The organism is Brevibacterium sp. HMSC08F02 (assembly GCF_001807555.1).
GTDB classification, from domain to species: domain Bacteria; phylum Actinomycetota; class Actinomycetes; order Actinomycetales; family Brevibacteriaceae; genus Brevibacterium; species Brevibacterium ravenspurgense.
Window position 1 is genome coordinate 98,554 of sequence record NZ_KV789367.1, and the last position, 21,656, is coordinate 120,209.

Here is a 21,656-nt window from a genome sequence, read left to right on the forward strand (position 1 = left end):
GAGCAGAAAGGACAAGCGTGGGACGGCAGCACAGAATCGACTGGGCGAAGCTTCGCAGGCGCGGCCGGCGTTACTGGGCGATTTCCACGCAGATTTCCCTGTACTTCGGGGTGCACACGCTGCTCATGACTGCCATCCCGCTGTCTATTTCCGACCCTGTCATCAGGCCTATTGCGCTCGCCCTGTACATGGGAGCGGGCATTGCCTTTGATTCCTTCGCCACTGCACTGTCCGCCAGGATCGGCAACCGGCGAGTCACCCGAATCGCCGGCGGCCTGGTCACAATTCTTGCGCTGTTCGCGGCCCTGGACGGTGTCCACGGATGGGCGTGGCTGGTATTGGCCACATTGTTCTCGGTTTGTTCGAGCCTGCTGTACATCCCCGGGATCGCCTACTTTTCGAACCTCCTGGGGCCGCGGCAGACGGACGGTCAGCGGATCAACGTCATCCTCCAACGAGGTGGAGCTCTCGGGTCCGCCCTCATCATCTCGGCGGTCTTGTCTCAGGACCTCGCGTGGATCATGTGGTGGTTCATGGTGGGGCTCGGTCTGCTCTTCGGGGCGCTGAGCTACCGATTCCCCCGGCCCGTGCGCACAGAAGAGGGCGCGTCCCTGAACCCGGTTGCCGCAATGGCGGCCTCAGTTTCAGCGACAGTGCATTCGCCGACGCTCATGTTGGCACTCGTGGTCTCCTGCAGCACACCGCTTATGTTCTTGCTGCACGGTTCTGTCCTGCCGGTGGAAAAAGCCAGCGCCGGAAGCACGGTCGGTGCGGCAATCGGTGTGGGCCTGGTGCTGCGCGAATTGCTGTCCGTTCTTTCTATAGCGTTCATTGCCCGCGGTGATTTTGTGCGCTGCAACGTTGAATTCATTGTGACGACCGCCATTGCCGGTATTGGCGGAGTTATGGCGGCCATCAGCAATCAGCCCTGGATGGTGGCGGTCGGCATTGCTCTGGGCGGACCGGTTGTGGCCAGCACAATCGTCGTCACGGTCCTCAACGTCAACCGCTCAGCCATCGGTTCGTTCCGTCCTTGGGCGCACTTCGGAGCGATGGGCATGTCCCAGCGGATCACCGGACTCGCCGTCCCCCTGGCATTCGGCGCCGCCTCTGGGGCCGGAGGTGCCGCCGTCACAATCACAGCGGGAGCCATGTTCGCAGCGGTAGCAGGCGGCGCCTCGCTCCTTTTGGCGATTGTCGTGCGGCAGGCCGGCGGACGCGCGCACGCGGGGTAAAGACGGGCTTAGGTCAGAAACAAGCCCGATAATGGAAGTGAGCAGGCGCAGGCAGCAGAAGAAAGGGAAGCCCATGCAGCTCGACGGTCAGAAAATCATTGTCACAGGAGGAGCCGCAGGAATCGGCGGAGCAATCAGCAGGCTCCTTGCAGAACGCGGCGCGAAAGTCGTCGCCGTCGACATCAACGAAGACGCAGGCCAGAAACTCCAAACTGAATTTGAGGGCAGCGTGCGCTTCCTGGCTGCCGATGTCAGCCTGCCGGAAACTGCAGAAAAGGCCGTCGGGCTCGCGGTAGAAGAGTTCGGCGGCCTGACCGGCCTGGTCAACAACGCCCACGCCTCCAAACAAGCGCCCTTTGCCGACCTTGGCGAAGACGAATGGAAGCTGTCCTTTGGTACGGGTTTCGAAGCAACCCGCAACTTCATGCTCGCCGCCTACCCCCACCTCAAGGGCGGCGGTTCGATCGTCAACTTCGGTTCCGGAGCAGCGATTGTCGGCCAGCCCACCCAGGCGGCCTACGCCTCGGCAAAAGAGGCGATTCGAGGACTCACGCGCGTTGTGGCCAACGAATGGGCGGCAGACAACATCCGCGTCAACATCGTCAGCCCCATGGCGTTGACCGAAGGTGTTGCAGCGTGGGCGAAAGCGTTCCCCGAAATGTACGAAGCCAGCCTGAAAAAGGTTCCGCTGGGCCGCTTCGGCGACCCCCACGACGACGTCGCACCAATCGTTGCGTTCCTCCTGTCGGACGACTCGAAGTACATGACGGGGCAGACGCTTATGGCCGACGGTGGAGCCAACAAACTGTACTGACACGCCCCGCCGGGCGGGGTGAACTGGGCTCGTGTCTTTGGCTGGAGAAGCTTGTGGTGTGGGGCCAGCTGGTCAGCCGTGAAGGCTGAATGCGGTCGGATGGTCGTGGAGGGAACCGAGTGTGGGTTTAAGGTAGGGCCAAGCCGAAATGGCTTGCCTACGCACACATAGGTCATCACAAAGGAGTGTTATGACTGCCGATCAGCTGCACTGGCTTTCCGTTCGCCAGCTCCTGTGCGGATTCCGCGCAGGTACGTTTACCCCGCTTGAGGTGCTCGACCATCTGGTTGAGCGAATCGAGGAGCTCGACAAAGCCACGGGCATTAACGCGATCGTCGACCTGCAGGTGGAATCCGCTCGCGAGCTCGCAGCGGAAGCCACGAGGTACTACCAGGACGGTGCGGGCGATTGCTGCGAAATCGGTTCTTCCTACCACGATGCTGAACGGCCGCTTTTGGGTGTGCCGTTCCTCGTCAAAGAACAGCACGACGTTGCGGGACTGTCAGCGACACGCGGCTCTCAAGCTCTGCAGGGAAGGGTTGCCGAAAAGGACGCGGAAATCGTTGCTCGGCTCAAACAAGCCGGAGCGATTCCCTTTGGACGAACCACCACGCCGGAAATGTCGTGCGCAACGTTCACCCACACTCGCGAATGGGGAGTCACCCGCAACCCGTACAACCCGAACAAGACCCCGGGCGGCTCCTCGGGAGGTTCCGGTGCGGCAGTTGCCGCAGGTTTCGCACCCTTTGCAACCGCGAGTGACATCGGCGGGTCCACCCGAATTCCCGCGGCTTTCTGCGGTCTGCCCGGGCTGAAGACCTCGCACGGGCGTACGCCCGGCGCAGTGCCCATGAACATCGACTGGTACCGCGGCGACCACATTCTGGCGCGGACCGTGTCGGACACCGCGCTGGTCTTCAACCAGATCATGGGGCCGTCAAAGCTCGATATGGCGACGATTCCCGTCAGCGGATCGTTTCCCGTGGAACATCACTTCGGGCAGTACAGCTACACCTCGGGGCAGGAGGTGCCTGCGGAGGCCGAGGTACACGACGTCGATCTGAGCGGCTGGAGGATCGGGGTCAGTGCTGACCTGGGCTGCTATGAGCTTGATGAATCCACACGCCTGGGTGTTGAACGAGTCGCTGAGGCATTGGAAGCGGCAGGTGCGCAGGTCGTGCCCGTTGATGTTCAGCTGAAGCTCGAGGATGTCACGCGGGCCTCGATGGCTCACTACGGCGGACTTCTGGCGCCCAATATTGAGCGGCAGGCCGGCGGCGACATCACGGTTCTTGAGCCCTACACGCAGGAGTTCGTCCGCAGGACCACGCGCTTTGCCGAGGAAACCTCGCTGCTGGAGGCTGCTCTCATCGAATCTGACATTCAGCAGAAGCTGCTGGCGGCACTCGACGAGGTTGACGTGCTCATCACGGCAACCTCGGCTGTTGAGGACCTCGATGCTGGGCAGGACTTCACCACCGGAATCGACCGGCCCGACGGTGAACACAGCTTCTACTGGGAAGCACACCAGGTGGTGCCGTTCAACATCGCTAACCGGATGCCCGCCATGTCAGTGCCCAGTGGCATCGGCTCGGCAGGAGTGCCCACCGGCGTGCAGATCGTCGGCATGCCCTACCGCGAAGCGACAGTGTTGCGAGTCGCCGCTGCTATCGAAGCGCTCATGCCGTTCCCCAGGCCCAAGGTTGGGTGAGGGATTCGGCTGGTTGGGCAGGAGGCTTCGGCTGGGTTCCTAGCTTCGTCGGTACTCCCCGGTTCTGCTGTCTAGGTGGAGTATTGAGGCGATCCGGCAGTTTTTGCCTTGCTTTGCACCTAATCAGCAGAGCGACCGATTAGGCATGAATACTGCTGGCGGTCAGGCCACAGTCGACCCTCGGAACACAGAATCGCAGGGTGTCCGACATATCGTTCGAAAAGCTTAGGCAGAATCCTTGAGATTCCGCGGTTCCCGGCTAGTGTGGCTAGTGCATCGGAAAAACTCCGGATGTTGCGTATCGAAGACGATGGGCAGTGTTCTGAGTCGGACCAATGCTTCCGGAGTACTTTCGAAGTCCCGGTGATATCTCCTTTCTGTGTGTGCTGTGGCCGGGTTCCATGTGGAACCCGGCCACTGCTTTGCCCACAAAACTCCGCGGCCGCACACCGGTTAGCAACAAAAACTCCCGTTAGCAGTGGTTGCTAAAGCGCAGGTTCCGTCTAAGGGGAGTCTTTGTGCGGCTAAGGCGCAGATTTCGTCTAACGGGTGTTTCTTTCACTTGCGGGTGTGGTGCAGGTATGTGGCGGCAGCCGGTTAGTCGCCTCGTCTAGCTGGTTCTGACGCACCCGCACACCGGTTAGCAATAAAAACTCCCGTTAGCAGTGGTTGCTAAAGCGCAGATTCCGGCTTAGGGGAGTCTTTGTGTGGTTAAGGCGCAGATTCCGTCTAACGGGTGTTTCTTTCGCTTGCGGGTGTGGTGTAGGTATGCGGCGGCAGCCGGTTAGTTGCCTCGTCTAGCTGGTTCTGACGCACCCGCACACTCGCCAGCGCCCGGACCCACACCTCGTACTCCCACCCCAAACACAGACGAGGCGGAACTCACCACAGGTGAGTTCCGCCTCGGGAAATCAGTCAGGCAGCAAGCCCTTCAGCTGTGCGGCCCCAACCAGGCCACCCGCCTAACGGGCCAAACATCCCAGCCGGGCCACGCTCCCTACCTCAGAACGAAGATCAGGCCTTGTTGTCTTCTTCGTCTTCTTCGATCAGGTCGTTGACAACAGCGGCGTCGCCTTCAGCAACGTGGCGTCCGTCCTGTTCGACAATCACTTCGCCGTCTTCGTTCAGCGGTGCAGGAACGTCTTCGACAACGGTGGTGGTGCGGTGCGAACCAACCGGCCGCGCGTCAGCGGGACGGTTGCCCGGCAGCGGTTCCGACCACGGGTCTTCAACCGGCTTGACCTTGGTCCAGACGTAGTAGCCGATCAGGCCAACACCGGTCAGAGCCAGCAGCCACACGATCCACATGCCGCGCTTGCCCTGAGCCTTGCGAGCTTCCTTCGCAGCCTGCTTCGAGGCCTTGCGCGAAGCCTTGGCGAGTTCGTCAGCGCGCTTAGCGGCGAGCTTCTTGAACTTCTTGACCTGGCCCTTCTTGCCCGTGACGCGCTCAATCAGTTCGTCAAGAGCCTTGGGGGTTTCAGCGTTGCGAATGGCCTTCGCTGCGTCCTTCGAACCAGCGGCAATCGTCTTGGCGTGGTCGGAAGCGCGTTCGCCGCCGCGAGCAACCAGGAGACCCTGGGCTTCGGCAGCCTTGGAGCGACCGTATTCAAGACCGTCTTCGATCTTGCCGAGGCCCTGCTCAGCCCAGTCTTCGAGCTGGGGGCGGACGTTGTCGGCAGTCTTCTGCAGGCGGTCTCCGGCTTCCTTCAGGGCGGGGCGTGCAGCCTCGGTGCCATCCTGAAGGAGCTGGCCGGCCTTTTCGGTCAGGTTGTGTACGGCGTTGTCGACGTTCTCGAGAAACGACTTCGGTGCGGACTTCTTCTTGAACATTTCACCCTCCTGGGATGTTCGCCCCTGCGCAGTGCAGGGCATATGTGTGCGCCATTCGTCCTCTCCATCGTACTGGTCGGCACTGACACGAGGGGACCCCAGGCGGCCGAAAAGTCAGATTCTGACGGTATTTCCACTAACAGCTGACCGCATTCCATACGTTTTCCACTGACATCGTAAGCTCCCAGCGGAACATCAGGGGCAAATAAGGTTCATGTCAGTGGTTCATGACAAACTGAAGCTATGAGTATTGCTACACAGCAGATTATCCTGCACACCAACAAGGGCGACATCAAACTTGACCTCTTCGGCAACCACGCTCCGAAGACGGTTGCCAACTTCGTTGAACTGGCCAAGGGCGAACGGGAATACAAGGACGACGCCGGCCGTTCCAACCCCACCCCGTACTACGACGGTCTGGGCTTCCACCGCATCATCTCGAACTTCATGATCCAGGGCGGCTGCCCGGTCGGCACCGGCACCGGCGGCCCCGGCTACATGTTTGACGACGAAATCCACCCCGAACTGCAGTTCACCAAGAAGGGCCTCCTGGCCATGGCGAACGCCGGTACCCGCGGCGGCCGCGGCACCAACGGCTCGCAGTTCTTCATCACCACCGCCGAAACCCCGTGGCTCAACGGCAAGCACACCATCTTCGGTGAAGTTGCCGACGCTGACTCGCTCGCGGTTGTCGAAAAGATCGAAGCCTCGCCCACCGGCGCCATGGACCGTCCGATCGAGGACGTCACCATCGAATCGGTCGAAGTTCTCTGATCTGAGCTTTTCGCAGCGCCGTAGCTTCTGCTGCGGCGCTGTTTCTTTCCCAGGGCCACACTCACCAGGCGCCGGTCGAGTCCCAGCCCCGGCCACCCGGGTGCCGGTCCTGAATTAGACCGCCGAGGTGCCGCCCCGTTTCCCCAGCCACCTCGCGGGTTCTGGTGTTGTGTAAGCCGGGCGGCACCTCGTCCTTTGAAGCCTGATCAGGGCGCCAAAGCTGCTCGGCTATCCTCGTGTGCATGAGCGAATCAGCAGGTGCGGCCCCCTTTTCGGAAGAACCCGACCCGAACAGTGCGCCTGCTCGGCAGGCGACCTCACGCGGCTCGGCAGTCGTGCTGACGCGGCCGTTCGTGACGTGGACGATCATCGCGATCACGTTCGTGTTCTTCCTGCTGCAGTTCCTGCCATCGCTCGACCTGCAGAGGCGTTTTGCTTTCGCTCCTATCCTTGCCCACGAAGAACCGTGGCGCGCACTGACTGCCGCACTCGTTCACGCGCAGCCCAACCCCAGCCACGTGCTGTTCAACATGCTGGGTCTGTTCTTCTTCGGGTCGTTTGTCGAACGCTCCATGGGACACGTGTTCATACTGGTCACCTACGTTGTGGGCGCATTCGGCGGGTCCGTTCTCACGCTGCTGTTGGCCGCACCCGGAACACCTGAGTTCAGCTCTGCGTACGTGGGCGCATCGGGTGCTGTGTTCGCCGTTGTGAGCACACTGCTGGCCCCCACCAGCAGGTTGGACCGGAACCTCATGGGCATCGTGCTGTTCCTGTGCCTCAACATGGCGCTCGTGACGATCGACTCGAACATCGCGTGGCAGGCGCACCTGGGCGGACTCGCCGTGGGATTTGTGCTGGGAATCGCCCGCGTTATGCCGCGCGGCGCCGGCATCCTTGCCAAACGCTATGTGCGCGGCGGCATCGGTGTGGAGCCCACACCCGTCGTCCCGGCAAGCAGCCCGGCCGCCCGAACCGCCTTCTGGGTGGCAGCTGTTCTGACGACGATTGTCCTCGTCGCCGCCTACACGGTTGTGTGACGCAGCGGGCTAGTGGCGTCTGGTGTAGCCGCCTGACGCAGCGGAAGCGTCTGGGGCGACCGTCCAGCGTGCGAAACCTTCCGCCGCGTCCGGCCGATTCTCCTAACTAGGTGTACTGATCGGGGGCATTGGTCGACAGAATCGGCCTATATTCGCGGGAAACGGCGCTTCTCGTCGAACGGTTCGACCTCGAACATGTCTACCCCGCGAGCTTTCAAACCTTCAAGCACGCGTTCGCTGACGATCCACGCATAGCTGTGAGCACCCTCTCGCCACGCGTACGAACTGATCTCGCTCGTCCCCTCAATATTCTCAGCGAATCCGACGTAACCGTCGACTCGTCCTTCGTTCAGGCTGTAAAGGTCGACGTCGAACGTCGAGCATCCCGTCACACCGAGTTCAGCCACTGCGTCGGCGAAGCGCTGGGACACAAGAGTCGGAGGACCGCCCCAGAGGATATCGCCCCGGCGCTTGCCGCGACTGTTCGTATTGCGCTCAAACCACACAGGAAACGGGATCTCGTCAAGCTTCCCGTCAGCTATGACATCGAACACCTCTCGCCCATCCTCAAGCGTCGGAGAACCCAGGTCCGGACGGCCCTCCCACGTCGTGCGAATCCAGAAGTCCCTCTGAGAACTCAGCGGCCAGATTTTATACCATGCAGTCACATCAGCTCTTTCATTCAGCACTGATAGTACTTTTTATAAGCATTGTGCATCTTGGTGCGCTTATCTAGAATGGCCGTTTTGTTTCTGTGTTTCTCGAAGTGGGCATCCAAGCGGGCCAGTTTTGCGCGCTAATGCAGATTCACGCGCTAATGCGCCGCAACACAGCGCAAATCCGCATTACCGCGTGAATCTGCACCAGAGGCATCAACGCTGGTGCCGCCCCAACCGACCGCCGAGTCAGGCCTGACTACGTCTCGTCGCTGACCAAGGGGTCGGACGGCCCGAAGATCTTCTGCGCAAACCGCAGGAAGAAGTTCGTCAGCGGGCCGATCAAGAACGCATACGCAAATGTGCCGATCCACAGCAGTCCGCCCAGCAGGACGCCCGTTACAAGAACCAAAACCTCAATAACCGAGCGCACCATCCACACGGGTTTGCCGGTCACGCGGGTCAGCCCGGTCATAAGGCCGTCACGCGGCCCGGGCCCGAAGTTCGGAATGATGTACAGAACCGTGGCAATCGCGTTGAGAACAATGCCGGAGATCATGAACAGGATCCGCATCCACATCTGCTCCGGATAGCCGATCAGCCACACAAAGAAGTCCAGCCACACGCCGATCAGCACGGCGTTGGCAAACGTGCCCAGCCCGGGCTTCTGCTTGAGCGGAATCCATGCCAGCAGAACGATGAGCGACATGATCACGATGATCGTGCCGATCGACAGCGGCACGTGGTGCGAAATGCCCTGGTGCAGAACGTCCCACGGCACAGGCCCTAGGTTGGACATCACCATGAGTCCCGACGACAGCCCGTAGAAGGCAAGCCCCACAAAGAGAGCCGTCAGCCTCCATCCGAGGGGTGCCTGAGCTAGGAGGCGAAAATCAGCGGCACCGCCGCGCTGGCCTGAACCGCCTGATCCGCCCTGGCCTCCGCCAGGACTCACCGCCATCTGGTGGACATCGCCAGGCCGACGACCATGATTCCGAAGCCTGCCAGCAGGTTCCAGTTACCCCACACCTTCACGGGGAACTCACCACCGGACAGGTAGAACACGATCAACCACAGCATGCCCAGGATGATGATGCCGAGCATGGTCGGCAGGAACCAGCGCGGGTTTGGGCGCACGCTGGTATCCGAGCTGCCGGACTGGTACTTGGTCTGCTTGCGCGCCGATGCGCGCTTTGCCGGGTTGCCCGACTTCGCGGAATTCTTCGACTTCTTGGCGGGCGCGGACTTGCGGTTCTTCTGCTTAGCGCCCGAGGTGCCGCTCTTGTCTGCGTCGTCGGTCTTCTTTGCCTTCTTGGAGCCCTTGCCAGCTGCCTTGCCAGAGCCCTTGTCAGCTGCCTTCGCGCTGTCTTCCGATTCTGCGCTGCTCGCGTCGAGTTCAGCCGATTCGACCGCTTCTTCAGCGTCGGCTTCGGCGGGCACCTGCGATGAGGTTGCCTTGAGGTTGTCTTCGCGCTTGCTTGACGAGGCCACAGTTCTCCTTCGGTTGGCCTTGTGCAGGCCAAACAACGGCATATCGGAATTCCTCAGGGTATGTTAGTCGTTTTTGGCTCGCATAGCACAAGAACGCCGGCTTGAGCCACTATGATGGCTCGAGGAAACAGCCGGATATCCCCGCTGGGATCGTTGGAAAGCTAAGAGGACACACGTGGATCAACCACTGACGCGCAAAGAACGCATCGCGCGTGAGCGGGCTGAAGCCCAGCGTGCCGAACAAGCCGAATCTGCCGGCGAAACCTACGCCGTGCACCCAGAGGGGTCGCAGCGGCCCAACCGCGAACCCAGCCGCGAAACAGAGGCCCCGGCAGAATCCACCTCGTACCCTGTGGCAGAAGATGACGGTGCCGCCACCTCGCCCATGCCGGCGGTGGGGGAGCGCCCCTACATCCGCCCGGCAGCTCGCGATGCCCGTCGTGCCTACGGCACCGGACCGCAGCACACCACCGCACCGAACCAGGGCCACAGCGCGCCGACCGGCTACAGCGCCCCCACCGGGCACGCTGAACCCGCACCAGCCCCACCGGCAAAACCCGCAAAGTCGGAACCTGAACCGCTCGGCTTTGTCCGCGGCACCATCCGCGGCTTCGGCGAACTGTGCATCACAGCCGGCCTCATCCTCATCCTGTTCGTGGTGTGGCAGCTGTGGTGGACCGACATCGAAGCGAACAAAGACAACCAGCACCTGGCAGGATCCCTTGCCGAAGAGTGGCGCGAAAACCCCCTCGACAAACTGCCCGAAGACCCCGACACCCCCGTACCCGCCGCGCTGCCGGCTGAGAACGAAGCCTTCGGCATCATGTACATCCCGCGGTTCGGCCCCAACTACTACCGCACCATTGCGGAAGGTGTGTCGCTGGAACCCGTGCTCAACCGCATGGGCATGGGCCATTACCCGTCGACTGCCAAACCCGGTGAGGTCGGCAACTTCGCCATGGCCGGCCACCGCGTGACCTACGGAAAGCCGCTCAACCTCATCGCCGAAATGCAGCCGGGCGACAGGATCTACATTCAGACGAAGGAAGGCGTGTACACCTACACCTTCCGCAACTACGACATCACCCTGCCCGACGCCACGGAAGTGCTCGCCCCCGTCCCGTCGGCCCCCGAATACAAGGGCAAGGACCGAATTTTGACGCTCACGGCGTGCAACCCCATGTTCTCCGCGCGCGAACGCTACATTGCCTACGCAACGCTCACCGACTGGTCGCCGACCGGCACGGACGTTCCCAAGGAACTTGCCGACCTTCCCGCCTTCGAGAAAGCCGGAGGGAAGTAAGCATGTATGAATTCATCTGGCGTCTGCTGCCGGGCAACTGGTTCGTCAAAACAATCATCAGCGCGCTGCTGATCGCGGTCATCGTGTTTGTGCTCATGCAGTACGTATTCCCCGTGATCGCGCCGTACATGCCGTTCAACGACGCCACAATCGAAGGCCGCGCTGCCCACGACGCCGTCAGCACGGTCGTCGACACCACGGCCAACACCACCATCCCGGGAGCAGACCTGTGATCGCTCGCATCCTCGTGATCGACAACTACGATTCCTTCGTCTACACCCTGGTCAGCTACGTACAGGAACTCGGCGCACAGACCGACGTCGTCCGCAATGACGACATCACCGCCGACCAGCTGGACGAACTCCTGCCCCAGTACGACGGTGTTCTCATCTCGCCGGGGCCGGGAACGCCGGCTGAAGCCGGCATCAGCGCCGACATCGCACGATGGGCCGCTCAGCACTCGCTGCCGTACTTCGGGGTGTGCCTGGGTCACCAGGTGCTGGGCGAGGTGTTTGGGGCCGTGGTCGACCGTTCACCGGTTCTCATGCACGGCAAAACCTCGAAGGTCGTCCACAACGGCGACTCGGTTTTCGCCGGCTGCCCTTCACCGCTGACGGCCACCCGCTACCACTCGCTGGCAATCGTGGACGACAGCCTCCCGCAGGACGTCTTCGAAGTCACCGCACAGACAGAAGACGGCGTCATCATGGGCATCCGCCACCGCAGTGCCCCGCTGCACGGCGTACAGTTCCACCCCGAAAGCGTTCTCACGCAGAGCGGCTACACGATGGTCGCGAACTTCTTGGCCGCCTGCGGTATGCGGCAGGCAATCACCGCCGCACACGGCCGCGCCCCGGTGGCGTCAGCCGCGGCGCTCAGCAGCTGAGCGCCGCAGCGGAATCACGAATCGTCATCTGCTCCCGGCAGAAGAGGCCATCCCTCGTCATCCGTGTTGTCATCTGCCGGCGTCGGCGTCGGAGTGGGCGTCGGCTTTTCCTTCGCCACCTTGATGGTGATCGTGGCGTGCTGTTCGGTTGACGAACCACCCTTGACCGACTGCGAGAACACCTTGCCTGCGTCGTGGTCGTTCGTTTCGACCTCTTCGGTGTTGCACTGCAGCTGGTGCTTTTCGCCGGTCAGGATTTCGCAGGCCTCATCAGCGGTCTTGCCGGTGACATCCGGAACATCGACCCGTCCGGAAGACAGAACCAGGTCAACAGCCGAACCCTTCTCGACCTTCGAATCCTTACCGGGCTTGGTCTTGAGCACCGTGCCCTTATCAACGTCAGGCGAGTTCTCCTCGGTGTTCGAACCGCCCTTCAGACCAGCCTCTTCCAGCGTCTGGCGAGCCAAAGACTCGGTCTGTCCCGAAACATCCGGAACTGTCACCTCGGCCGGCCCAACAGATACGAACACCGTGACATCCGAACCCACCTGGACAACAGAGCCGCCTTCGGGGTCAGTCTTGACGACATTGCCCTCATCGACATCGTCGTCGTTGACCTCTTCGGTCAGCCCGTTGAGGTTATTGTCCGCCAGCCACTTCAGCGCCTCTTCTTCAGAAACGTCCTTCAGGTCAGCAAGCTCGATCGTGGGCGGTTCCTGCGGTTTGGACAGCTGGTATACCCACAGGCCCAGCCCGCCCAAAACAAGGACGAGGATCGTCGCAAGAATCCACAGCCAGCTGCGCTTCTTCTTGTCCTTTTCCTCTTCTTCGTCGCGGTTGGGCAGGGTCGAAAAGCCCGAGGTGCTGCTCAGCTCATCATGTGGCCCCATGGTCTGCGGGCCGGTGCCCACGCCGACGGGAGCGACCATCTGCGTTGCTGCGGTCGCCGGGGCCGGGGTGTAGATCTGGGTTGCGTTCGGGTCGCCGCCGTCAATGCTCATGGGACGACCATCGCGGGCAGCCAGAACATCCTCGCGGAACGTGAACGCATCCTGGTAGCGCTCATCACGGCTCTTGCTCAGAGCGTGCAGCACCAGACGGTCCACCGACGGCGGAATGTTTGGGTTGATCTCCGAAGGCGGACGCGGGGTTTCGCCCACGTGCTGGTACGCCACGGCCAGCTGCGAATCACCCGTGAACGGCGGCTGGCCCGTCAGCAGTTCGTACAGCAGGCACGCCGTCGAATACAGGTCGGAGCGGGCATCGACAACCTCGCCTCGGGCCTGTTCGGGCGACAGGTACTGGGCGGTGCCGACAACAGACGAGGTCTGGGTCAGCGAACCCGTGTCCTCAAGTGCGCGCGCAATCCCGAAGTCCATGACCTTGATGTCGCCTTCGGGAGTGAGCATGACGTTGGCGGGTTTGATGTCGCGGTGGACAATCCCGTTGCGGTGGCTGTAGTCCAGCGGCGCCAGGACACCCGCAATGATGTCCAGCGATTCCTGCACCGTCAGCGGCCCGTGGGTTGAGAGAACCTCACGCAGAGTCTGGCCCTCCACGTACTCCATGACGATGAACGGCACCATGACTTCGCCGCCGCCGGACTCCACCACGGCCTCTTCGCCGGAGTCGTAGACGCTGACGATGCCGGGGTGGTTCAGCCGGGCAGCCGACTGGGCTTCGCGGTTGATGCGCTCGTGGAAGGAATTGTCACGGGCCAGGTCGCTGCGCAGCAGTTTGATTGCCACACGACGGCCGAGCCTGCGGTCAGTTCCCGCATGCACTTCGGCCATACCGCCGCGACCCAGGAGCTCCTTGATCTCATAACGGCCCAGAAGCAGACGTGAATCTGGCATCATTTACCTCCGCTGTTCGAGGCGGAGTCCCCGCCAGTCACTTTTCCGCCGCCCTGGCCGGAACCACCCTGTCCCGAATTGCCCTGGTCGGAACCGTTCTGGCCGCCTTGGCCTCCCTGGTCCTTGTTCTGTCCCGGAGCATTGCCGGAGTTTCCGCGGTCCTGACCCGGCGCATCGCCCGAATTTCCGGGGCTGTCATTGGATCCGCCGCCGTTGTCAGACCCGGAACCGCCGGAACCGTCCTGCTGGTTCGAGCCGCCCTGGTCGGATCCACCCTGGTCGGAACCGCCCTGGTTCGAGTCGCTGGGGCGCTTGCGCTCCTGCGGCTGCTGTTCCTGCTGCTCAGGCTGGCTGTCCTGGTTGTCAGCGGGGTCGTTCTGAGTTGGCTCAGAACCGCGCGAAACCACCAGTGTTACTCGCGAACCGGACGGGAAGCTGTAGCCGTTCTCACCGGACTGCACAGCCGTGACGGTGCCTTCTGGTTCGTCAGAGTATTCCAGGGTCTTTTCGGCCTTGAGGCCAATATCCCGCAGGTCAGCCTTTGCGTCGCGGTAGTCCTTGCCGACATAGTCGCTGGGGTTGATCTCGACCATTTCGGACTGTTCATCCGTGGTCTGATCGCCGAACAGCTGTTCACCGAACAGTGCCCACGCACCCCAGCCCAGCAGACCCAGAAGGGCAATCACAAGAATCGCGATCGCAGCTTTGGCGCCTGCGCCGCCCTTCTTGCGCTCTCCGGGTTCTTCGAGTTCTTCTGACGTCGGTTCGGGCCCGGCCAGGTATCCGCGCTGGATGCCGGCCGGCTGTGCGGCCGCCTGCTCCGAGGTGTGGTTCAGCACGGTCGTCGAAGCTTCGTCAGAGCCGATCACCTGTGTTGCGGCGGTCTGTCCGCCGGCATTCGGCGCCAGCTGGGGGATGGCGGCTTCCGCAGCCGCGATGTCGCCGTCCATCAGGGCACGCGCAGCCGTGGCCACAGATGCGCCGTCAGCCGGACGTTGCCCCGGCTTCTTGGCCAGCAGGCAGTCCACGAGCCTCTGCACGGGTGCCGAAACGGTTTCCGGCAGGGCGGGGTGCTTGCGGTTGACCTGCGCAATGGCGATCTCAACCTGGGTTTCGCCGATGAACGGACGGCGGCCCGCCAGCAGTTCGTACAGGATGATGCCGAGCGAATACAGGTCGGACTGGGGCACCGAGCCCTTGCCGGTGGCCTGTTCCGGAGCCAGGTACTGGGCGGTGCCCATCACCTGACCGGTGCGGGTCAGCGGAGCCTGGTCGGCCACGCGGGCAATGCCGAAGTCGGTGATCTTCACCCGGAAGTCCGGGGTGATGAGCAGGTTGCCCGGTTTGATGTCACGGTGCACCACACCGGCCTTGTGGGCGGCATCGAGTGCCTGGGCGGCCTGCGCGGTGATGTTGAGAGCATCGACTTCGCTCATAGCGCCGTCGCGTTCGATGATTGCCGACAGCGCTTCGCCGGGCACGTATTCCATAACCAAGTAGGGTGCGCCGGTTTCTTCGCCGTAGTCGTACACACCGGCAATGCCGGGGTCGGACACCGCGCCCATTGAGCGTGCTTCGGCCCGGAACCGAGCGAGGAAGCCCTCGTCGTCCCGGTATTCGTCCTTCATGATCTTCGCTGCGACAGGGCGGCCGAGAACGTTGTCGGTTCCCTTCCACACTTCGCCCATTCCGCCGACGGCGATGCGGGTGGTGAGTTCGTAGCGTCCGCCGAGCACCGTGCCTGCTTCTGGCTTCATCAGCTGATCACCGCCTCCATGATCTTCTTTGCTATCGGTCCCGCAGTGCGCCCGCCGGATGCTGCCGATCCTGCTGCACCGCCGTTCTCTACTACTACTGCCACGGCCACCTGGGGGTCGTCAGCCGGAGCAAACGATGTGTACCAGGCGTGGGGTGCCGCGCCTTTCGCATGCTGTGCCGTACCGGTCTTCGCAGCGACCTTGACACCCGGAATTGCTCCCGCCCCGCCGGTGCCGTCGGTGACGACCTTCTGCATCATCTGGTTGAGGTAGCCTGCCGACTCTTTGCTCATGGGCTTCGAGAAGGTCTTCGGCCGCGGGGTTTCCATTACCTCGAGCGTGCGGGCGTTCTTGACCTGCTTGACGAGGTTGGGCTGCATTTCCTTGCCGTCATTCGCGATTGCCGCGGCGACCATGGCCATCTGCATGGGCGTGGTGCGGACTTCGTACTGTCCAATGGACGACTGTGCCAGCTGCGGCGGGTTGAGATCTTCCGGGAACTGCGAAGCATCGACCTTGATGGGCGATTCGAAGCTTTCGCCGAAGCCGAACTTGGAGGCCGTTTCAGCCATCGCGTCTTCGCCGATGTCCATGCCGAGCTTGGCAAAGGTTGTGTTGCACGACTTCGCCAAAGCGTGTTCGAAGCTGGCCTTTCCACCGCTGCCGCAGGCTGCGCCGCCGGCATTGCCGATGGTTGCGCTGGTCTGCGGGAGGTCCAGGCGGGTTGGCGAATCCAGTTCGGTGTCCGGGGTGTAGTCGCCGTGTTCGAGTGCGGCTGCCGCGGTGACGAGCTTGAAAACAGAGCCGGGTGGGTACTGCTTGCCGCCGATCGCCTTGTTCACGGCAGGCTGACCGTCGGCCTTGAGGAGCTTGTCATAGGCCGACTGGGCTTTCTTCGTGTCGTGCGAAGCCAAGGGGTTTGGGTCCCAGCCGGGGGTCGACACCATCGCCAGGACGTGCCCGGTCTTCGGGTCAAGCGCAACAGCGGCACCGTTCTGTCCGCCAAGGGCATCCCACGCAGCTTTCTGTGCCTTGGGGTTGATGGTCAGCTCAATGGCTGCGCCCATGTTCTCCTGACCGGTCAGCCAGTTGGAGATCTGGTCGTAGAAGAAACGGTCGTCCAGGCCGGACAGCAGGCTGCCCTCGGTGCGTTCGATCCCAGTGGAGCCGCCGATAACTGAGTAGTAGCCCGTGACGCCCGCATACATTTCGGCAGGCAGGCCCTCTCCGCCGTACTGTCGCTGGTACTTGTACTGCGTATCAACGGGAACGGATTTGGCGACGGGTTCACCGTCGATGAGGATCGGTCCGCGCGGCCGCGAGAGCTGTTCGAGCAGCGTGCGGTTGTTCATCGGGTTGGTGCGCAGACTGTCAGCCGCAAGGAACTGCACCGTGCTGACCGAACCGAACAGCAGGGCAAACATCACAAGCCCCACGATGAATACGTGGCCCAACGATTTCTTCACTGCTGTTCACCTCCTGCCGGCTTCGGCGCGTAGCCGCTGGTGCTGGGGTTGTAGTCCGAAGTTGCGAAGTCGCCACTGTCAGCCTCGACATCGGCCTCGTCATCCGTGCGCACGGTGGGCGAGGTGTCTGTGACCGCCCGCAGCACGCCCGTCTGGAATTCCTCCTGTGGGCGTCTGGCGTTGTCGCTCATGCGCAGCAGCAACCCCAGAATGATCCAGTTGGCCACAAGAGAAGAACCACCGGCTGCCAAGAACGGGGTGGTCAGACCGGTCAGCGGGATGAGGCGGGTAACACCGCCGACGACGATGAACGTCTGGAAGGCCATGAGGAACGAAAGACCCAGAGCCAGCAGGGTGCCGAACTGGTCGCGCAGGCTGCCGGCGATCTTCACGCCGCGCTGGAACATGATGAGGTACAGCGTGAGGATTGCGAACAGGCCGATCATTCCGATCTCTTCGCCGAAGCTGGCGATGATGAAGTCGGAGTCCGAATAGGGGACGATCTGCGGGCGGCCCTCGCCGAATCCCTTGCCGAAAAGACCTCCGTTGGCCATGCCGAACATGCCCTGCACCAGCTGGTAGGAACCGCCGGGTTTGCGGTTGAACTCTTCCGGCGACAGCGCGTTGAGCCACGCGTCGACGCGCTGTGAGAAGTGCGCAAACAGGAAATACGCAGAGACTGCGGCCGCAGCGAACATGGACAGGCCCAAAAAGATCCACGTTTTGATGCCGGTTGCTACGTAGAGCATTGCAACGAACAGACCGAAGAACAGCAGTGCTGAACCCAGGTCGGTCTGGAAGACCATGACGGCAACCGCAATGATCCAGGCGATGATAAGCGGACCGGTATCGCGCAGCCTCGGCAGGCGCACCCCAAGGACTCGCGGACCGGCCAGGCGCAGCTGGTCGCGGTAGTTGACGAAATAGCCGGCGAAGAAGATCGCCAAGAAGATTTTGGCGATTTCACCCGGCTGGAAGCTGAAGGGGCCCAGGCCGATCCAGATGCGCGAACCGTTGATGGTCCGGCCCAATCCGGGCAGCAGGGGCAGCAGAAGGAAGAAAACACCGGCGAGAAACGCAATGTAGGGCCAGTTGCGCAGAATGCGGTGATCGCGCAGCACAAAGATGACCGCAGCGCACAGAATGACGCCCAGGCCCATCCAGATGAGCTGCGAATCCGCAGTCCTCGTGGATCCCTTGGCAACCCCGATCCGAAAGATCATCGCCAGGCCCAAGCCGTTGAGCATGACTGCGATCGGCAGCAGCACGGGGTCGGCGTACTTCGCTCGGAAGCGCAGCACGATGTTCATGCCGATGCCGAAAGCGGCGATCACGCCGGTGTAGCTGTACACGTTGGCGGGGATTTCACCGGAAGCTCCGATGCCGACAAGCGCATAGGAACCGCCGGCGACAATCACCGCGATGATGACAAGGAACAGCTCAACATTGCGGTACGTGCGCGGACCCTTGGCAGTCTCGACCTGATCGGCTTCCGTGCGGTAGTCGTCCAGGGTTGCGCGACTCACTGTCCGTCACCGCCCGGTGATTCTGAATCGCTGCTGGGGGCGGGGTCGGTTCCGTCGTTGACGCCGCCCTGGATGCCGTCACCGCTGCTGTCGCGGCTGGCTTCTTTCCGCAGGTTGTCGACGATGTTGTCAACGTCTTCCTTCGAGCCGGCAGGGATCGTCTGACCCAGGCGGTCCTGCGTGAAGCTCGACAGGCTGCTGACCTCGATGTCGGTCTGTTCCTGCAGGTGAGACAAACTGATGGGGCCCAGGTCCTGGGAAACACCCTGGTAGACGACAACGCGCCCGTTCTCTTCGGTCACGTAGTACTGGTTCTGAATGTAGCGCCACCCGAACAGGGCCGCACCAGCCAGAAGAGCAATCACGAGCACCGTGACAATCCAGCCGAAATAGCTGCGGCGGGGCACTTCTTCGTAGTCGTCGTCATCGTCGTCGTCGCGTGCCGCGGCAGCCCGCTTGGACGCCTTCTTGTCGGCCTTGCGCTGGGCTTTGCGCTCGGCGCGGGAGGGCTTCGGTTCCTCATCTGCGGCGGAAGCCGCGGAAGCAGCGGCGACGGGAGCGGCAGGTGCGGCTGCGGCGGCAGCCGGCTCCGCCTCGTCATCTTCTCCCGAGGTGGAGGTCGGCTGGGTGGCGGGCTCTGTATCCGCGGAAGTCGGCTGGGTGACCTCATCGGCGTCATCGGCGCCCGTGTCCTTGCCCATCGCGGCGATGTCGCCGGCGTGCATGATGTCAGTGTCAGCGGCAGGATCGTCGTTGACGACGTTCATCTGGCGGGTGGACTCAGCTGAACTGCCCAGAAGCGCGTAGTGCGGGTTGATGCGCACCGAACCGGCGTTCGAACCGGGATCTTCAGCGCGCGCGGGGTCAGCCTCAACAATGTCGGCGACGATGACCGTCACATTGTCCGCACCGCCGCCGTCCAAGGCGAGGTCCACCAGCTGGTCGCAGGCGTCATCGGGGTTTTCAACGGTTTCGAGAATCTGCTTTATGTCGCGAATATCCGCAAAGCCGGTCAGCCCGTCAGAGCACAGAAGCCAACGGTCGCCCAGCTGAGCGTTGCGGATCGACATGTCGAGCTCCGGTGTCGAACCGACATCCCCGAGCACCTTCATGACGACAGAACGCTGGGAGTGGTGCTCCGCCTCGTCCTCCGTGATGCGGCCCTCGTCCACGAGCATCTGCACAAACGTGTGGTCAGACGTCATCTGGGTCAGTTCGCCGTTGCGCAGCAGGTACGCGCGCGAATCGCCGATGTGAGCCAAGCACAGACGGCTGTCCTGGCGCATAAGCGCGGTCACGGTCGTGCCCATGCCGGCAAGTTCGGGGCGTTCGGCGACAGCGGCGTTGATCCGCTCGTTCGCTTCGAGAATCGCTGAGCGCAGCTCACCCAGCAGGTCAGGGCTGTGCTGCGGAGTGTCCAGGGCAGCCAGACGGCTGACCGTGATGGCCGAAGCCACGTCACCGCCAGCGTGACCGCCCATACCGTCGGCGATCAGCAGAAAGTTCGGGCCCACATAGCCGGAGTCCTGATTGTTCTGACGCACCAGACCAACATTGGAGCGGACGGCGGCGTTGAACATGATTTCGGGAAGTTCGTTCGTCATGCCTGCAGCTCCATAGTCGTGTTGCCGATTCGCACAGGTGTGAAAGCAGGCAGGGGCACAGCGCCGTGAAGCCTGCGATCGCCGACGAACGTTCCGTTGGTAGAACCGAGATCCTCGATGTACCACAGGCCCTCATCAGCGACAACGCGCGCGTGAACACCAGAGGCGAAATCATCGTGGAGGACAACGTCATTGCCGCCGGCACGCCCCATGGTCACTGGTTGGCCGCCCAGCGGGATGACTCTGCCCTGCAGTGCCCCGGATGTGAACACCACTTGGGCGTGATGGGCGGTTGTCACCTGGTCGCCGGGCTGAACAGAGCCGCCGGATGCGGTCGGAGCGGCAGCGGGCGTGCTCTGCGGGCGGCCGCGGTTGCCCTTGGAGCGTCCGTCCTTGCGACGGCGGACTTTAGTGCGCGGACCGAAGATGTCCTGACGCAGCACACCGGCGACGAGGAAGACGAAAATCCACAGCAGCGCGAAGAATGCGAGCCGCAGCACCATGACGGTGAGCTCTGTCATCAGCTCCCTGCTTCCGATCGATGGAACACAACCGTGCTGTCGCCGGCCTGCAGAACGGTTCCATCGGTCACATTGACTTTGGAGATGCGTTTGCCGTCCAAGAGGGTGCCGTTGGTTGAGCCCAGGTCAGAGGCCTGGGCGTGCGAACCGTCGACGGTCACCTCGAAATGGCGGCGGGAAACACCCGGGTCGTCGATGACGATGTCGGCACTGGAAGACGAACGGCCGAAAATTGTCGACCCCTGGCCCAGCCGGTAGCTGCGCGAACCAACCGACACTGTGAAGTGCGCGGCCGACTGTCGACGAGCGGGACGTGCGGGGTCCTGATGGTGTGGGGCGGAGTGTGCTTGTGCTGGGGGTGCCGGGGGTGCGGCGGCTGGGGGAGGCGTCGGGTTGGCTTCGCGGCGGCGGGACTGTTCGTAGGCTTCCGGCACGACGGGGTTGGCGCGGCTTGCCGGGTCGTAGCCGCCGCGATTGGCCGGCTGCGCGGCGGGGGAGCCATCGGGGCGCTCAGTTCCTGCGAGCACGCGGTAGACGCCGGTGTCGAGGTCTGATGCGACGGTCAGTTCCACCGTGACGGGGCCGACGAAGGTGTAGCCCTGCTCAACAGCGTGTTCGCCGACAACCTGACGGAGATCGGTTTTGAGCTCGTCGAAGATGGGGGTCAGTCGCTCGAAGTCGTTCGAGGACAGTTCCACGGTGTAGCTGTTGGCGGTGAGTGTGCGGCCGCGCGATACAACTGCGGCGCGTGCGTCGGCTTCTTTGCGAAGCGCTCCGGCGAGCTCAACAGGTTCGACCTGGGAGCGGAAGGCCTTGGCGAACGCGCCATTGACCACGCGTTCAATTCCGCGCTCAAAACGGTCGAGTATGCCCACGGTGCGCTCCACCCCCTTTCGACGATCAATCAATCAACTCACCATATTAACGGCCCGGGCCTTGGCTGGCCCTGAGAACCGCATATTCCGCCGACAGCGCGCGGCAGCGGCTGATTTGACACTAACGCGAAATCGCGCACGCGTGGGGGATATTGAGGGGATATTGATGGGGTTTGGGTGCTGTTGTTAGGTGGGTGTGGGTGGTGGGGTGGTTGGGGTGCGGGGCTGGTTGGGGTGCGGGGTGGCTGGGTGTGCTCGGCGGTTGTCTGTTTGCCGTTGCGCACACCCGTTAGGAAGGAATCCACGCTTTA

Annotated in this window: 19 protein-coding genes; 8 read left to right on the plus strand and 11 right to left on the minus strand. The window is 62.5% G+C overall.

The window, feature by feature from the left end; genetic code table 11:
* Positions 1-17: 17 nt before the first annotated feature.
* From HMPREF3172_RS09845 to HMPREF3172_RS09855, 3 genes are all read left to right on the plus strand, one after another.
* Positions 18-1,235, plus strand: a complete 1,218-nt coding sequence (locus HMPREF3172_RS09845) for an MFS transporter (protein WP_070517183.1) — start codon at positions 18-20, stop codon at positions 1,233-1,235.
* A gap of 73 nt (positions 1,236-1,308) precedes the next feature.
* On the plus strand, positions 1,309-2,049 hold the full coding sequence (locus HMPREF3172_RS09850) for an SDR family NAD(P)-dependent oxidoreductase (protein WP_062020011.1): 741 nt from the start codon (positions 1,309-1,311) through the stop codon (positions 2,047-2,049).
* 190 nt (positions 2,050-2,239) lie between these two features.
* The gene (locus HMPREF3172_RS09855) at positions 2,240-3,760 is read left to right on the plus strand and encodes an amidase (RefSeq protein ID WP_070517185.1); all 1,521 of its coding nucleotides are present in this window, start codon (positions 2,240-2,242) and stop codon (positions 3,758-3,760) included.
* A gap of 1,014 nt (positions 3,761-4,774) precedes the next feature.
* Here the strand turns inward: HMPREF3172_RS09855 and HMPREF3172_RS09860 are convergent.
* Positions 4,775-5,590 carry a hypothetical protein gene (locus tag HMPREF3172_RS09860; RefSeq protein ID WP_070517187.1) on the minus strand — a complete coding sequence of 272 codons (816 nt, stop codon included), beginning with the start codon at positions 5,588-5,590 and terminating at the stop codon, positions 4,775-4,777.
* Positions 5,591-5,833: 243 nt separating this feature from the next.
* On the opposite strand from HMPREF3172_RS09860, the gene HMPREF3172_RS09865 reads away from it, so the two are divergent.
* Together HMPREF3172_RS09865 and HMPREF3172_RS09875 are read left to right on the plus strand one after the other, a co-directional pair.
* Positions 5,834-6,364, plus strand: coding sequence for a peptidylprolyl isomerase (locus HMPREF3172_RS09865; RefSeq protein ID WP_070517189.1), 531 nt, complete (start codon positions 5,834-5,836; stop codon positions 6,362-6,364).
* A gap of 242 nt (positions 6,365-6,606) precedes the next feature.
* Positions 6,607-7,404 carry a rhomboid family intramembrane serine protease gene (locus tag HMPREF3172_RS09875; protein WP_070517194.1) on the plus strand — a complete coding sequence of 266 codons (798 nt, stop codon included), beginning with the start codon at positions 6,607-6,609 and terminating at the stop codon, positions 7,402-7,404.
* A gap of 146 nt (positions 7,405-7,550) precedes the next feature.
* Here HMPREF3172_RS09875 and HMPREF3172_RS09880 read toward each other — a convergent pair whose 3' ends face one another.
* The 3 genes from HMPREF3172_RS09880 to HMPREF3172_RS10335 form a co-directional block, all read right to left on the minus strand.
* Complete coding sequence (locus HMPREF3172_RS09880; RefSeq protein WP_070517196.1) at positions 7,551-8,072, minus strand: hypothetical protein; 522 nt, start codon at positions 8,070-8,072, stop codon at positions 7,551-7,553.
* 247 nt (positions 8,073-8,319) lie between these two features.
* The gene (locus HMPREF3172_RS09885) at positions 8,320-9,021 is read right to left on the minus strand and encodes a membrane protein YczE (RefSeq protein ID WP_256173428.1); all 702 of its coding nucleotides are present in this window, start codon (positions 9,019-9,021) and stop codon (positions 8,320-8,322) included.
* Complete coding sequence (locus HMPREF3172_RS10335) at positions 9,012-9,551, minus strand: cell division protein CrgA (RefSeq protein ID WP_256173429.1); 540 nt, start codon at positions 9,549-9,551, stop codon at positions 9,012-9,014. Before HMPREF3172_RS10335 ends, HMPREF3172_RS09885 begins: the two co-directional genes overlap by 10 nt.
* A gap of 175 nt (positions 9,552-9,726) precedes the next feature.
* On the opposite strand from HMPREF3172_RS10335, the gene HMPREF3172_RS09895 reads away from it, so the two are divergent.
* The 3 genes from HMPREF3172_RS09895 to HMPREF3172_RS09905 are packed head-to-tail and all read left to right on the plus strand — an operon-like array spanning position 9,727 to position 11,740.
* Positions 9,727-10,854, plus strand: a complete 1,128-nt coding sequence (locus tag HMPREF3172_RS09895) for a class E sortase (RefSeq protein ID WP_070517201.1) — start codon at positions 9,727-9,729, stop codon at positions 10,852-10,854.
* A 2-nt stretch (positions 10,855-10,856) separates the two neighbouring features.
* The gene (locus HMPREF3172_RS09900) at positions 10,857-11,087 is read left to right on the plus strand and encodes a hypothetical protein (protein WP_061942304.1); all 231 of its coding nucleotides are present in this window, start codon (positions 10,857-10,859) and stop codon (positions 11,085-11,087) included.
* Entirely contained in the window at positions 11,084-11,740 is a 657-nt protein-coding gene (locus HMPREF3172_RS09905; protein WP_070517204.1) for an anthranilate synthase component II, read from the plus strand. Before HMPREF3172_RS09900 ends, HMPREF3172_RS09905 begins: the two co-directional genes overlap by 4 nt.
* Before the next feature lie 14 nt (positions 11,741-11,754).
* On the opposite strand, the gene pknB is transcribed toward HMPREF3172_RS09905, so the two are convergent.
* The 7 genes from pknB to HMPREF3172_RS09940 are packed head-to-tail and all read right to left on the minus strand — an operon-like array spanning position 11,755 to position 21,378.
* Positions 11,755-13,596: a Stk1 family PASTA domain-containing Ser/Thr kinase gene (pknB, locus tag HMPREF3172_RS09910; protein ID WP_256173431.1), complete on the minus strand. Its 1,842-nt coding sequence runs from the start codon at positions 13,594-13,596 to the stop codon at positions 11,755-11,757.
* Positions 13,596-15,353 carry a protein kinase domain-containing protein gene (locus HMPREF3172_RS09915; protein WP_070517208.1) on the minus strand — a complete coding sequence of 586 codons (1,758 nt, stop codon included), beginning with the start codon at positions 15,351-15,353 and terminating at the stop codon, positions 13,596-13,598. Before HMPREF3172_RS09915 ends, pknB begins: the two co-directional genes overlap by 1 nt.
* Entirely contained in the window at positions 15,353-16,819 is a 1,467-nt protein-coding gene (locus HMPREF3172_RS09920; RefSeq protein WP_070517210.1) for a peptidoglycan D,D-transpeptidase FtsI family protein, read from the minus strand. The genes HMPREF3172_RS09915 and HMPREF3172_RS09920 overlap by 1 nt, the downstream gene beginning before the upstream one ends.
* On the minus strand, positions 16,816-18,345 hold the full coding sequence (locus HMPREF3172_RS09925) for an FtsW/RodA/SpoVE family cell cycle protein (protein WP_070517213.1): 1,530 nt from the start codon (positions 18,343-18,345) through the stop codon (positions 16,816-16,818). The genes HMPREF3172_RS09920 and HMPREF3172_RS09925 overlap by 4 nt, the downstream gene beginning before the upstream one ends.
* Positions 18,342-19,949, minus strand: coding sequence for a PP2C family protein-serine/threonine phosphatase (locus HMPREF3172_RS09930; RefSeq protein WP_070517215.1), 1,608 nt, complete (start codon positions 19,947-19,949; stop codon positions 18,342-18,344). Before HMPREF3172_RS09930 ends, HMPREF3172_RS09925 begins: the two co-directional genes overlap by 4 nt.
* On the minus strand, positions 19,946-20,470 hold the full coding sequence (locus tag HMPREF3172_RS09935) for an FHA domain-containing protein FhaB/FipA (RefSeq protein ID WP_070517218.1): 525 nt from the start codon (positions 20,468-20,470) through the stop codon (positions 19,946-19,948). The genes HMPREF3172_RS09930 and HMPREF3172_RS09935 overlap by 4 nt, the downstream gene beginning before the upstream one ends.
* Positions 20,470-21,378: a DUF3662 and FHA domain-containing protein gene (locus HMPREF3172_RS09940; RefSeq protein ID WP_256173432.1), complete on the minus strand. Its 909-nt coding sequence runs from the start codon at positions 21,376-21,378 to the stop codon at positions 20,470-20,472. The genes HMPREF3172_RS09935 and HMPREF3172_RS09940 overlap by 1 nt, the downstream gene beginning before the upstream one ends.
* Positions 21,379-21,656 lie beyond the last annotated feature (278 nt).

What these genes read in the sequence shown, in the direction of transcription:
- HMPREF3172_RS09860 (WP_070517187.1), bottom strand. Translation starts at nt 5,590, where the DNA reads ATGTTCAAGAAGAAGTCCGCACCGAAGTCGTTTCTCGAGAACGTCGAC.
- HMPREF3172_RS09855 (WP_070517185.1), top strand. Translation starts at nt 2,240, where the DNA reads ATGACTGCCGATCAGCTGCACTGGCTTTCCGTTCGCCAGCTCCTGTGC.
- HMPREF3172_RS09930 (WP_070517215.1), bottom strand. Translation starts at nt 19,949, where the DNA reads ATGACGAACGAACTTCCCGAAATCATGTTCAACGCCGCCGTCCGCTCC.
- HMPREF3172_RS09865 (WP_070517189.1), top strand. Translation starts at nt 5,834, where the DNA reads ATGAGTATTGCTACACAGCAGATTATCCTGCACACCAACAAGGGCGAC.
- HMPREF3172_RS09900 (WP_061942304.1), top strand. Translation starts at nt 10,857, where the DNA reads ATGTATGAATTCATCTGGCGTCTGCTGCCGGGCAACTGGTTCGTCAAA.
- HMPREF3172_RS09885 (WP_256173428.1), bottom strand. Translation starts at nt 9,021, where the DNA reads ATGGCGGTGAGTCCTGGCGGAGGCCAGGGCGGATCAGGCGGTTCAGGC.
- HMPREF3172_RS09875 (WP_070517194.1), top strand. Translation starts at nt 6,607, where the DNA reads ATGAGCGAATCAGCAGGTGCGGCCCCCTTTTCGGAAGAACCCGACCCG.
- HMPREF3172_RS09915 (WP_070517208.1), bottom strand. Translation starts at nt 15,353, where the DNA reads ATGAAGCCAGAAGCAGGCACGGTGCTCGGCGGACGCTACGAACTCACC.
- HMPREF3172_RS09935 (WP_070517218.1), bottom strand. Translation starts at nt 20,470, where the DNA reads ATGACAGAGCTCACCGTCATGGTGCTGCGGCTCGCATTCTTCGCGCTG.
- pknB (WP_256173431.1), bottom strand. Translation starts at nt 13,596, where the DNA reads ATGCCAGATTCACGTCTGCTTCTGGGCCGTTATGAGATCAAGGAGCTC.
- HMPREF3172_RS09850 (WP_062020011.1), top strand. Translation starts at nt 1,309, where the DNA reads ATGCAGCTCGACGGTCAGAAAATCATTGTCACAGGAGGAGCCGCAGGA.